The organism is Propionivibrio dicarboxylicus (genome assembly GCF_900099695.1).
In the GTDB taxonomy this organism is placed as follows: domain Bacteria; phylum Pseudomonadota; class Gammaproteobacteria; order Burkholderiales; family Rhodocyclaceae; genus Propionivibrio; species Propionivibrio dicarboxylicus.
The window spans coordinates 1-12760 of record NZ_FNCY01000016.1; the positions used below are offsets into that span (position 1 = coordinate 1).

Consider the following 12760-nt stretch of genomic DNA (forward strand, 5'->3'; position numbering starts at 1 on the left):
GCGGATGGAGAAGTTCGAGAAGGAATTCATCGCGCAGACCGGGGTGAAACTGATCGTCGGCAAGGGCGGCATGGGTCCGCTGACCGAGGCAGGATGCCGGGAGCACAAGGCGGTGCACGCGATCTTTCCGGGCGGCTGCGCGGTGGTGGCGGCGACGCAGGTGGAAGAGATCGAGCGGGCCGAGTGGCTGGATCTCGGGATGCCGGAGACGCTGTGGGTGAACCGGGTGAAAGAGTTCGGACCGCTGATCATCTCGATCGACACACAGGGCAACAACCTGATCGAGAAGAACAAGGCCGAGTTCAACGCCAAGAAGGCGTCGATCGTCGCCAGGATCCATCAGCAGGTCGGCTTCATCAAGTAATCGCCGCTTCGCCATCGGCCTGACGGGCGTGATGGCGATGTCATGGGCGCCGGGTGTGTGTCGTCCGGCGCCTTTTTACATCATTGGCGGTGGGTCGAAGTGTGTTTCGCCTTGGTCGCCATGACCAGGATCGAGGTTCCGTCGAAGAACCAGAGGCCGGCGATCGCCCACCGGGTTTCTGCCTGGAGCAGCGCCAGCAGCGTGTACGGCGAATACCAGCAGCGCTGCCCCGGCGGCGCGATCTCGGTGAGCGCGCCGGCGTCCCGGTTATATTCGAAATGCGTATTGGCGCATTGGAATGCGTCCGGCACCGAGATCAGCAGGCAGTCGGTGCCGAGTGCGTCCAGACGTGCCAGAAGTCCGGCGGCGTCAGCGACGTGGCCGAGCAGTTCGGGAACGATCACCAGGTCATAGTCGTCCTGGATATCCTCGAAGCGTGTGTAGAGACGTCCCGGCGCTTGCGCCGCGATCGCGTCGAGGGCGCCCGGGCGCGGATCGATGCCATCGAGGCGTGCGCATGCCGGTGCCAGTGCGAGGTGCAGCGGCCGTTCGGTCGCGGTGCATGCGGGCGTGCCGCAGCCGACGTGCAGAACGCGCTTTCCGCCGCAGAGCTTGGTGAAGACGTCAAGGCGAGGGAGCGTGGCGATGTCGTTGCTGATGCCGACGCGCTGGACGCACGGGGCCGGGTGTTGCGCCGCGATCGGCTGGCGCAGGGCGTGCTGCGCTGCCTGTTCGGGCGATTCGCCGTCATCTTGGCGCGTCGGGGCCGAGATCTTTTCGGTCGCTTCCAGGTAAAGGCGGTCGTAGCGGCTCAGCGTGCTGCCCCATAGCTGGCTGGCATAGACCGGGCCCTTGCCGTGGTAACGCACTCCCGAGAAATGCTCGGGAATGAAATAGTGGCTCGGGTAGATGCTCAGGTCCTGATACTGGTAGCGGCGGTAGGCGTCGGTCAGCCGTTGCGGTCCGACGGTGCGCCAGGCGCGTTCGTTGATGACGCTGACTTCGTCATGGATGTCCTCGATGATCTGGTGCAGGAAGGCGTTGCCCGGCACGCTGCCGAAATAGCCGGCGGCGATCAGGCCGGGGCGGGCGATTTCGTTTTCCCAGCAGGCGAAGGCTTCGTTGTCCAGGAAGTCGTCTTCGAGCGCACGCAAGCAGATGCTGTCGGCATCGATGACGATGCCGCCCTCGCGATGGAGAATTTCCCAGCGCATCATGTCGGCGACGCCGTTGAGCTCGCGGGCGAACATCGCCTGCATGTGGCCGGCGTTCCGCCAGTCGCACTGTTCCAGTTCGCGGTTTCCCCAGACCTTGATCTGCCAGTCCGGGTGTCGTTCCTTCCAGGTGTCGACGCAGTTGTCGGGGCGTCGGGTTTCGTCTCCGACCCAGATGAAATGCAGTGTCTTGGGAATCATGATGGAATAGGGCGCGTGCGCTTGCCGATAACGTCGGGATCGGACCGGAGGTGCCGCTCGGGCCGGACCGTCTCTGCGCAGGCTCAGGATACGGTTCGGCCGGGCCGGCCGGCGGAAATGACGGATGCTACCGCCGGCGCAGCGAAATGGCTACCCGGCGCTATCAGAATTCCGCGTGGAAACGCACGCCGACGATGTGGATCGGTCCGCGATCGGCGTTGTAGGCCGGGTTGCGCACGTACTGGTAGTCGGCAGTGACCCACAGGGCCTTGTTCAGCTTGGCGCTGTAATAGCTTTCCATGACCTGTTCCGGCTTGTAGTTAAGCCAGCCGTCGCCGATGAAGTACGAAATCCCGCCTTTTTCGAGATACTCGCGCCGGTCCTTCGAGAGGAAGTGCGCCAGGTAGGAGAGGCCCAGCGTGTCGTTGCCGCGTCCCCATGCCGCGCCGCTGATCGAGACGCCGGTAGCGAGCGAGCGGTCGACCTCGGCGAAGGCGTAGGTTTCGGTGCGGCCATCCGCCCACATGCCTTTCAGGAAAACGCCGAGATTGTCCGAGATCTCCTGGTCAATGTTGACGCCGAAGCCGTACTTGGTCCTTTCTCCATTGCGCACGTTCAGGATGTATTCCATGCCGTTGGTCGCGTCGGGCGTCCAGCCGACCGTGTTGCCATAGTTGATGGCGTCGCGGAATGAAGCCAGGTTCGCCCGGTTGCGCCAGGCGGTGGCGCGGATGGCGCCAGGGCGTCCGGCGATCTCGTGGTCGTGTTCGAGCTCGAGTTGGTCGCCGTAGTGCTTGCCGATCCGGAAATCCGTCGGCAGTTCGTTCGGGCGCTTGGGGCCGGTCATGCGGCCGAAGCGCAGCACCCAGTCGCCCTGGTACCACTCGCCGGCGGCGCCCCAGCCCCAGCCGCGGGAGTCGGCGGCGTAGTCGAAGGCGACGTTGTTCATGTTGCCCCAGTTCATGAACTGGCGGCGGGGATCGCCGGCATAGCGGTTCTTGTCGAACACGTCGAGCACCGAGAAGTTGCCGGCGGTCAGGACGAAACGGTTCTTGTCGACGCTGCCGGCCATCCAGTTGAGGTCGGATTCGACTTCTTCGCTGCCGCCGCCCAGGTTCCAGGTCTGGCGCAGGAACAGGCGCTGACGGTAGATCGTCGGACGCGAGCCGGCCGCCCGCGTGATCTCGCCGTTGTAAAAGCCGCCGAGTCCGGTGAGCGAGCCGCCGAACGGAACGCCTTGAGTGACTTCGGGGTTGAGGTAGAGTTCGCCGCCGGTCCACGGACGGAAACCGAAGTAGCCGGTGAAGGTGGCCGTGTAGCTCTTGTCCTGTTGCTTCGGCAGGCTGTAGAGCGGATAGGCGCCGCTGTAATTGGCGCTGTTGACGGTCGATGGACGGCGCTCCGAGAAGGCGCCATGGCGCTGCCAGATGTAGGTCGCCTGGAACTTGGCCTGGGTGTCCTCGTAGTCCTCGTCGTGGACGTCGGTATGTTGCGGCATCGGCGTCAGATTGGCGAGCAGGATGGCCGGCGCGGAATCTTCGCGCAGCTGGGCGTGAGCCGACTTCGGCAGAAGGCCGCACAGGGCCATGCCGAGAACGAAAGCGACGAAAAAGCGAAAACGATGCAGATGAAATTTGAACAGCATGCTTACCCCTTTGGCCATTGCCTTGGCAACGCCAAATTGGCCGGAACGGCCTGAATTACTTTTCAATGGGAAGCGAATCTGCCGCCGGAAACGGCATTTTGAAACGGCTACCCGCCATGGCTGGCAAGGTAGCAGGAGCGTATTACGCCCGTATTACCTGCCAGTTATTGATCGGTCATCAACCGACAACTGGGACAGTCCATAGTCTGCGACTCGGCAAAAGAAGGAGCGGCATTATAACAGCGAAAATGACGTAATGCCAGCGCTGTGTCGCTTAAGTGGCTGTTATTCATGCAATTTGTCGTGACGAAGTCATCCCAGGAGGGCTCCTGCGCCTGTCGTCTGCGGCGTTGCGCGTCGTGTGGCCGTTCCGGCGCTGGAGGCCAGTCCGGCGCTCGTTGGCGAACACCTCTTAACGGTGCGCCGTGCCGTGGCGCAACGCCAGGAACCAGTGTCGGGCGTCCTCGACGCTGGGGAAAATCGCGATGGTCATCAGCTTGCGGATGGACAGCGTTGCCTGCATGATCATCCGCGCCAGGCGGCCGGAGGTGACGATGTAGGCTACCGGACATTGCGTGTTCGAACGGTGGGCGACATGTTTGAGGCAGGCGATCTCGTCGAGCTTTTCGCCGGTGAAATCGTCGCCGGTGATGCCGGTCGCATCGACAATGATGTATCTCAGTTCGTCGAAGCGCGCGTCGGTTTGCACGACATCGACCGATTGCCCGTATTCGTCGGCCGAAACATAGCCCGACAGCTTCTTGAAGACGCCCCGGGATTCCCAGGTGATTTCGTAGGACATGGCAAGTCTGGATCGGGGGCCGATCCGGTTTTGAGTGTGAGCGCTATAACGGCTTCGCGCGTCGAAACTTGAGGGCTGCCGGCGCGATGGATCCTTTTCGTTCAAGGCCTTGCCGGCGAGTTGTCCCGAGGGCGCCGCTTTTTTACCGATTTTATCAACATCCGGTTTGTGGCGTCCGTGTCGGTGTCGGGGCGGAGATTTCCGGTTCGGTGCGGCGACGATCGCGCGGTCCATTTGATCGGCGTCGCGTCGGCTGGCGATGCCTGCCGGATGCGGAGTCAGTCTCTTTCGATTCGCTGCAACTGCCGCCAGGTCTGGCTTTCAGGCAATTACCGAAGGAATGGGCGGGCATCTGGCGCCGTGTCCTCATCGAATTTGTGCTGGGGGGATGGCGGTCGCGAACGGCGCTGCCTAATATTTAAGCGTCGCCGACTATCGGTAAGCCTGGCGGCAGAATCTGACGACCTTCCACAGACTTATCCACAGAAAACGGTGGACTTGTAGGACAACGGGAAGCGATCTGTACGGCAGGTGATTTTTTGCCGGTGGAGACCGTCCGCGAGCCGGGAGGGCGACCTTTTTTTGTTTCGCTTCGTCGGCTTCGCGGTCGGAAAATTGCGGAAATCCGATACAGACGCCTGCTCTTGTCTGTCATACACTCCGTCCGTTGCTCAGTTCCCCTACTGACAACGTTTGCTTAACCTTCATCAGAAAGATGAATTTCAACCCGCACCCCCTCCGGTGCGGGTTTTTTTTGCGCGTCGGGTTGCCGGTGTTGCCGGGAGAGTCCGGGTCACTTGATAAAATGTCGGTCATTACGCCCCGGCGCGTGTCGCCGCGATGACGTTCATCGGAGGGCGGACACGCAACAGGATGACTCGATGCCTGACTTGAACTGGGACTTCCCCCATCCCTACACCTTGCCGATCGTTCCCTCTGAAAACGAGATCGACGGTCTGAACCATACCAATAACGCCGTCTATGTGCAGTGGTGCGAAACGGTTGCCTGGGCGCATTCGCAATCGCTGGGGCTTGGCATAGACGATTACCGGCGGCTCGATCGCGGCATGGCGATCCGTCATGCCGCCTACGACTATCTGCTGCCGAGTTTCCTCGGCGACGAGTTGCTGCTCGGCACCTGGCTGGTCGCCAGCGACGGGAATCTCCTGCTCGAACGGCGCTTTCAGTTGCTGCGCGTCGCCGATGCGGCCGTCATCCTGCGCGGTACCTGGAAGCTGGTTTGCATCGAGTTGAGCAGCGGCAGTGTCAGGCGTATGCCGCCCGAATTCCGCGACGCTTATCTGTCTGCCTTGGTCGACGCGGAAGCACCCGCCTGACCCCTTTGGGGGCCGGCGGCAACTCAGGCGATGAAGTCGGCGCAGACGCGATTGCGTCCGCCGGCTTTTGCCCGGTAGAGCGCCCGATCGGTCCGTGCGATGAGTTCGTCGAGCGTCTCGTTGCCGTTGGCATAGGCGGCGATGCCGACCGAAACGGTGATCGGGGCATCTCGTTTGTCCATATTGACGTAGGTCATTTTCTCGATGCGGGCGCGCAGGCGCTCGGCGACCTCGACGGCTTTGCTCAGTCCCGTCTCGGGCAGCAGGACGGCGAATTCCTCGCCGCCGATCCGCGCTTGCAGGTCGGTTGCCCGCAGTTCGTCCTGAACCGCTTGCGTGATGGCCTTCAGGGTCAGGTCGCCGGTTTCGTGTCCGTAGTCGTCGTTGATGCGCTTGAAGTGATCGACGTCGTAGATCAGCAGTGAAAGCGGCCGCTCGTAACGCAGGCAGCGTTCGAGTTCCTGGCTGCTGTGCAGCATGAAGAAGCGGCGATTGGCGATCTGCGTCAGGTCGTCGATATTGGCCTGCGCCATCAGTTCGCGCTGGGTGCTGTCGAGATAACGCAGCGAACTGCGCAGTCGCCAGAGCACGGCGATGCCGGCGAGCGTGGCGGCGATGCCGAAGGCGACCAGGCCGGTGGCCTTGGTGTGCCATTCGCTGAGGGTGTCGTCGAGTGACGAGGTGGCGATCGCAACGAGCGGATAATCGGGTACTTTGACGAAGGCGCCGATGCGTGCGAGGCCGTCGCTGGTCCCGGTGGTCAGTTCGAAAACGCCTTCATTCCGCGTCCGGTTCTCATCATTCCAGAGCCCGCTGCCGCGCAGCGACTTGCCGATCAGGCCGGCTTCCGGCGAGCGGAACAGGATGGTGCCGTCCTGATGCACCAGGACGATGCTGCCGTTGGGTTTGGTGCGTGCCGCTTCGAAAGGCTCCGAAAAGGCGATGTTTTCGATGGCGGCAAAAATCACCGCGATGCCGTGCGGCCGGGCTTTGAGGGGATAAGAGATCGGCAGGCCCCAGCGATTGGTGTATCGGCTCAGTACCGGCTGGGCGATGAACAGGCCGTGCGGCGGGGACTGCATCTGCGCCTGATAGTAATCGCGGTCGTCGACCTGGGCGCGTCCTTGTCCATCGGTATCGCCACGGTAATACAGCGTGCCGTCAGCCGAGACGAAACGAATGTCGACGAAACCCTGTGTGCGCGCCCGGAAGTTGTCCATCATGACGCGGAAGTCAGGGTCGGTGCGTGGATCGGAACGCGGATGTTTCTCGAAGCGGGAATCTGCCGCGACGAGGAAATAATCGACGAAGGAGAACAGCGCGTGCGTCTGCTCTTCCACCATGCGGGCCATCCGCGCGAGTACGCGTTGCTCCTCGCTGATCCGGGCTGCTCTCGATTCGGTCACGAAATAACCGATCGCCGCCCACATCGTGCCGAGAAACAGAACGGTACAGGCAATGACAAGGCGGCTGACCTGTCGTGCTTGGCGCTTTGAGTCAAAGTAGGGCATGCGGATTACTATACGGTTTCCTGTTCGCTTTGTCCCGTCCTCCGGCGGTTCGGCGCCGGGCGACTCCATGGGGACGGAACGTTCATGCGTGTTCTCGCGTTTTTTCTGCTGGTTGCGGTGGCTGAGGCCGGTGCCGATGAGTGCGCTGCATTGCCGCCGCCGTCGGTGACGGTCAAGCAGATCAGCGCACCGGTGACGGTCAATCCGGATCACGATTATAGGGCGATTTCGCTGCTGAGTACGCAGGAACACCGGACGAACCAGCGCGTGCTTGGCCTGACCCGCGGGACGGCGCGGGTCGTCTTCGAGATTCGCGCGCCGGCGATCGTCGACCGCACGCGGCAGTGGGAATGCGTCAGCCCGCAAATCACCATGTCCTACGGGTTCAGTCCGATGACGGTGTATGTCGCGCGGGAATTTCCGCCCGAAGGTTGCGCCTATCGGGAGATCCTTCAGCATGAGCAGCGGCATGTCAAAACCTATCTCGACCACCTTGCCGCGCTGGCGCCGGAATTGACGGAGGCGCTGCAGCGCAGGTTTGCCACCGGCACGCCGGCGCGCGCGCCGGTAGGCCAGACGCGTGCCCTGCTCGAGCGCGAGCTTCAGGAACGCTGGATGCCGTTCGTTCAGCGCGAGATGGAACGCGTCAGATCGTCGCAGGCGTTGATCGATACGCCGGAGGAATACCGGCGCGTGTCGGAAAGTTGCGGCGGAGAAATTCTGCGGGTCGTCCGCTGAACCTTGCCCGTGACCACGCCGGCGGACGGCGTGTGTGTGGCAGGCCCCATCGATTCAGGACTGGGGGGCGTCGATACTCGATGTGTCGTCGCGCCGCCGGACGTAGAGGCGCTTTTCCGATGGCCGGAAATCGTGGCGCAAATAGAACGCGTCGGCGGTGTCGGTGTAGAGGTAAATCGACTTCACCTCGCCGGCGGTCTCGACCAGCAGGTCCAGCAGTCGGCCGCCGATGCCCCGGTCCTGATGGTCGGGACTGACCGCCATATTGTTGATGTAGGCGGTGACCGCGCCGTCGGAGAGAAGGCGGCCGAATCCGACGAGGCGGTCGCCGGCACGTGCCGTGACGTAGGCCGTCGAGCCTTCGATCAGGCGGGTCAGCATGGCTTCGGTATAGGCGCTGCCGGCCGCGGCGGCGAGCAGTTGGCCGAGTTCTTCCGCGTCGAGGCGGGCGGAGACGGAATAGTGGATTTCCTCTGGGCTGGACATGGGATGCCTGTGCGTGCGGGTTGCTCTCGCTTCCCATGATAAACGGATAGGGGAGGGTCGTCCTGCCGGGATTGGGGCTTGCGGCGGCGTTCGTCCGATGCATCGATCGGATTCCGCCGCCCCCGATGGGGGAGCATGGCGGGGAGAGAGATTCTGCGGCCGGGTTGATTTTTTTCGTCAAAACAGGGCGATACCTGTCATTTCTGACGTGGTTTTTTTTCATCGGTCCCGGATATGCTGGGCATGGCGCCGGCGACGCGCATTTTTCGCTCGCGTCGTGACGCTTTGGTGCAGGCCGCGGCTTTCTTGCGGCATGAGAATTCCCCCGGCAGGCCTTCTTTCGGATCGGATGCAATGACCAAGACTCCCCCCGTTTTTCTCATCGGTATCGCCTGTCCTCTGGGCGGACTCGAGGCGCTTCTGTCTTTTCTGGAGGAGGTTCCCCGGGATGGCGGAATGTCCTTCGTCGTCATCCAGTCCGATGCCCCGGCGAATCCCGGTATGTTCACGCTAAGCCCCGAATGCTCGGCGTTCCTGCAGGTACGGCCGGTCGAGGATTGTCTGACGATCGAGGCCAACCAGGTTTATCTGGTGCCGGCCGGCAAGGAGGTTTCGCTGCGGAAGAACGTCTTGCACATGGGCAATCCGCGCAGCGATGGCTATCTGCGCCTGCCTGTCGATTATTTTTTCCGCTCGCTGGCCGAATGTTGTGCGCATCTTTCGGTCGGCGTCCTGCTTGGCGGCGAGAGCGGTGACGCGTGCGATGGCGTCTTCGGCTTGCGCGCCATCAAGGGTAAAGGCGGGCTGACGCTGGTGCAGGATCCGGGGCCGACTGCCGGCGAAGGCCTCGTCCGGCAGGCGATCGAGGCCGGTGTCGTCGATATTGTTGCGGCGCCGGAGGCGATGCCGGTGCGCATTGTCGACTATCTGCGGCGTGCCGATGCCGAACTGGAACTCGAATCGCCGCATCAGGCGTACATGCTCGACGCGCTCGACCGGATCGTCCAGATGTTGCGCGAGCGCCGCGGCAACGATTTCTCGCTGTACAAGCGCAGCAGTCTTTTTCGTCGGGTCGAGCGCCGCCTGGCAGTGCATCAGTTGCCGACGCTCGAGGATTACGTCCGCTATCTGAATGAAAATGCCTCGGAGCTCGATCTCTTGTTCCAGGAGTTGCTGATCGGCGTGACGCAGTTTTTCCGGGATTCGGAGGTCTGGGAAGTGTTGCGCATCGAGGCGATTCCCGGTCTGTTCGCCCGTTATCCGCGCGGAAAGAACCTGCGCGCCTGGGTTTCCGCCTGCTCGACGGGCGAAGAGGCGTATTCGTTGGCGATCGCGTTTCGCGAGGCGCTGGCCGACGTCAAGCCGAGCCGGCGCTTTACCTTGCAGATCTACGCTACCGACGTCGATCCGGCGGCGGTCGATTTCGCACGCAAGGGTTTGTATCCGCCGAGTATCGCGGCGGATGTCTCGAGCGAGCGCTTGGCCCGTTATTTCGTCGCCGAGTCCGGCGGCAGCGCCTATCGGGTATGCAAGTCGGTGCGCGAAATGGTCGTCTTCGCGGCGCAGAACGTGGCCGCCGATCCGCCATTTACCCGGCTCGATATCCTGTGCTGCCGCAACCTGATGATCTATTTCGGTGCCGAGGCGCAGAAGGCCATGTTGCCGGTGCTTCACTACGCCCTGAATCCGGAGGGCTTGCTGCTGCTGGGTAGTGCCGAGACGGTCAATGAAGACGATGCGCTATTTTCCCTCGTGCATTCGGGAGCGCGTCTCTATCGCCGTTGCGGCGAGCCGAACAAAACCCCCGAAAGGGCGATGACGACGCCTTTCCCGATGTTGCACGCCTTTATGCCGGTGCGTAGTGACGGCGTCGATAACATCGGTCAGCTGACCGACCAGCTGGTTCAGCAAAATTTTGCGCCGGCCGCGGTACTCGTCAATCGCAATGGCGACATCCTGTATGTGAGCGGACGGACCGGCAAGTATCTCGAGCCGCCGGCGGGCAGGACCAACGTCAATCTTCTGGCGATGGCGCGCGACGGTCTGCGCGAGGCGCTGATGGGCGTTACGTATCTGGCGCTGCGGACGCCAGAACGGGAAGTGGTGCTCAAGGGCGTTCGCATCCGCAATGAACGGGGCGTGCAGACGGTCGACGTGATCGTGCAGGGGCTGGAGCAGCCCGATGCCTTGCGTGGGCGGGTGCTGGTGGTTTTTCGCGATGTCAAGGCAGTACCCAAGCGGCGGCACGAGCAACTGGTACCGCAGTCCGACGCCGATCGCGCCATGTTGCGGGAAATGCAGCGGATGCGGGAAAACTTGCAGGCGACGCACGCAGAAATTCAGATGACGGTCGAGGATCTGCGGGCGAGCAACGAGGAATTGCAATCGACCAATGAGGAACTGCAATCGGCGAATGAAGAACTGACGATTTCCCGCGAGCAACTGCAGTCGCTCAATGAGGAACTGCAGCTCATCAACGGTGAATTGCAGTCGCGGATGCGCGATCTCGAGTGGGTGCGCAAGGATATGAAGATTGTGCTCAACAGTCTGGAAATCGCTGCGATATTTCTCGATCGGGATATGCGCTTGAGGCGTTTCACGACGTGCGCGACCGATCTGTTCAGGCTCATTCCCTCGGATATCGGCCGACCGCTCATTCATGTCATGACCGACCTCAATTATCCGAATCTTGTCGACGATGCGGACGAAGTCCTGAAAAAGGTCAAAACCCGGCGGACCTTGGCGATGAGCCACGACGATCGCTGGTATGGCGTGCGCATTATGCCTTTCCGCAGTCAGCTCGATGTCATCGATGGCGTCGTCATCACCTTCATCGATGTTTTCGAACGTTTGCAAGACGATTCCGACCCTGGATGCCGCCATGTCTCCCATTGATACTTTTGCCGGCTGTTTCGTCGTTCCGGCCTTCGAAACCCTGTGGCGTGAAGCCGAGATCGCGCTGGCGGCGAGACCGACCAAGGACGGGGAAAGTGAAGACGACACCATACGCCTGCTGCACAAACTGCAGGTGCATCAGGTCGAGCTTGAAATGCTCAACGGCGTCATGCGGGAACTGCAGGCCAAAGGCGAGGCGGTGCTGCGTCGTCTGTCGATGGCCTTGAGAGCGGCCAGAGCGGGCTGCTGGGACTGGGATGTCATGAGCGGTCGCTGGACCTGGTCGCCGGAGGTCTTCCCTGTCTATGGTCTCGATGCCGCGTCGGTCGAAGCGGGTATCGACAGTTGGCGCGCCGTGCTGCATCCGGAAGATCGCGACCTGGCCATTTCCGGCTTTGTCGAGGCCTTGGCGATGCGCCGCCCGCTGTCGATGGAATACCGCATTCTCACGGCGAGCGGCGATGTGCGCTGGATACTGGAACGCGGCGATATTTGCGGTGGCGAAGGCGACAGCTTCTGTGTCATGACCGGGGTGGCGATCGATATTACCGAGCAGAAGGAAAATGCCATCGAACTCGACCGGTACCGCTTCCGTCTTGAGGAGCTGGTCGGCGAACGCACAGCCGAATTGGCCGCCGCCAAGGCCGCGGCCGAGACGGCGAGCATTGCCAAGAGCGCCTTCCTCGCCAATATGTCGCACGAGATCCGGACGCCGCTCAATGCCATCTCCGGCGCGATCTACATGATCCGGCGTGACGGGCTGACGCCCGCACAGGCCGAGCGCGTCGATATGCTCGAGGCGGCGAGCGAGCATCTGCTCGGACTCATCGCTGCGATTCTCGATCTGTCGAAGATCGAGGCGGGAAAATTCGATCTGGAGGAGGTTCCGTTTCGCGTCGATACGCTCGTCGGCAATGTCGCGTCGCTGATCCAGGAGAAGGCGCATGCCAGGGATCTGCGGGTGCTGATCGACGTCAAGGGCTTGACCTCCTCATTTCTCGGCGACGCGATGCGGATCCAGCAGGCCTTGCTCAACTATGCCGCCAACGCCGTCAAGTTCACCGAGACCGGTTCAATCGTCCTGCGCGCCCGTTGTATTCGTCATCAGGGCCGGCGCAGCTTGCTCCGTTTCGAGGTCGAGGATAGTGGCATTGGCGTCGATGCAGCCGCGCTGCCGCGTTTGTTCCGGCCTTTCGAACAGGCCAACGCGTCGATGACACGGCGATACGGCGGGTCGGGTCTCGGTCTCGCCATCACGCGCAAGATTGCCTGCTTGATGGACGGAGACGCCGGTGCCGACAGCACACCCGGTGTCGGCAGCCGTTTCTGGTTCACCGTCTGGCTGGCGAGCGCCGAGCCCGGGGCCGTGCTGGCGTACAGGAAGTTCGGCGTCGCCGGCGAACTCTTGCGGGCCAATTATGCGGGAACGCGAGTCCTGCTGGTCGAGGATGAGCCGATCAATCGCAATGTCCTGGCGAGCATGCTGGCGGATGTCGGGTTGCGGGTCGATCTCGCCTGCGACGGCCTTGAGGCGGTCGTCCGGGCCACATAAAACGACTACGGCCTG

General features: G+C 62.2%; 10 protein-coding genes. 5 read left to right on the plus strand and 5 right to left on the minus strand.

Annotated features, from left to right (window positions below; all coding sequences use genetic code 11):
- The coding region (locus BLR25_RS15870) for a fumarate hydratase C-terminal domain-containing protein (protein WP_176785937.1) at positions 1-364 on the plus strand (364 nt) is incomplete at its 5' end.
- Positions 365-444: 80 nt separating this feature from the next.
- Here BLR25_RS15870 and BLR25_RS15875 read toward each other — a convergent pair.
- From BLR25_RS15875 to BLR25_RS15885, 3 genes are all read right to left on the minus strand, one after another.
- Positions 445-1779, minus strand: coding sequence for a glycosyltransferase (locus tag BLR25_RS15875; protein ID WP_091938885.1), 1335 nt, complete (start codon positions 1777-1779; stop codon positions 445-447).
- 163 nt (positions 1780-1942) lie between these two features.
- A complete protein-coding gene (locus BLR25_RS15880; protein ID WP_245715589.1) occupies positions 1943-3424 on the minus strand; it encodes a carbohydrate porin in 1482 nt (493 codons plus the stop codon).
- 412 nt (positions 3425-3836) lie between these two features.
- Positions 3837-4226: a hypothetical protein gene (locus BLR25_RS15885; RefSeq protein WP_091938886.1), complete on the minus strand. Its 390-nt coding sequence runs from the start codon at positions 4224-4226 to the stop codon at positions 3837-3839.
- A gap of 881 nt (positions 4227-5107) precedes the next feature.
- Here BLR25_RS15885 and BLR25_RS15890 point away from each other — a divergent pair.
- Entirely contained in the window at positions 5108-5563 is a 456-nt protein-coding gene (locus BLR25_RS15890; RefSeq protein ID WP_091938887.1) for an acyl-CoA thioesterase, read from the plus strand.
- A 23-nt stretch (positions 5564-5586) separates the two neighbouring features.
- On the opposite strand, the gene BLR25_RS15895 is transcribed toward BLR25_RS15890, so the two are convergent.
- The gene (locus BLR25_RS15895; RefSeq protein WP_176785938.1) at positions 5587-7074 is read right to left on the minus strand and encodes a GGDEF domain-containing protein; all 1488 of its coding nucleotides are present in this window, start codon (positions 7072-7074) and stop codon (positions 5587-5589) included.
- 84 nt (positions 7075-7158) lie between these two features.
- Here BLR25_RS15895 and BLR25_RS21365 point away from each other — a divergent pair, with 84 nt between their 5' ends.
- Positions 7159-7812, plus strand: coding sequence for a hypothetical protein (locus BLR25_RS21365; protein WP_176785939.1), 654 nt, complete (start codon positions 7159-7161; stop codon positions 7810-7812).
- Between the two features lie 54 nt (positions 7813-7866).
- Here the strand turns inward: BLR25_RS21365 and BLR25_RS15905 are convergent, their stop codons facing one another.
- Positions 7867-8298 carry a GNAT family N-acetyltransferase gene (locus BLR25_RS15905; protein ID WP_091938892.1) on the minus strand — a complete coding sequence of 144 codons (432 nt, stop codon included), beginning with the start codon at positions 8296-8298 and terminating at the stop codon, positions 7867-7869.
- Between the two features lie 354 nt (positions 8299-8652).
- Between BLR25_RS15905 and BLR25_RS15910 the strand changes: the two genes are divergently transcribed.
- Complete coding sequence (locus tag BLR25_RS15910) at positions 8653-11193, plus strand: CheR family methyltransferase (RefSeq protein WP_176785940.1); 2541 nt, start codon at positions 8653-8655, stop codon at positions 11191-11193.
- Positions 11180-12745: a PAS domain-containing hybrid sensor histidine kinase/response regulator gene (locus tag BLR25_RS15915; RefSeq protein ID WP_176785941.1), complete on the plus strand. Its 1566-nt coding sequence runs from the start codon at positions 11180-11182 to the stop codon at positions 12743-12745. The genes BLR25_RS15910 and BLR25_RS15915 overlap by 14 nt, the downstream gene beginning before the upstream one ends.
- Positions 12746-12760: the final 15 nt, after the last annotated feature.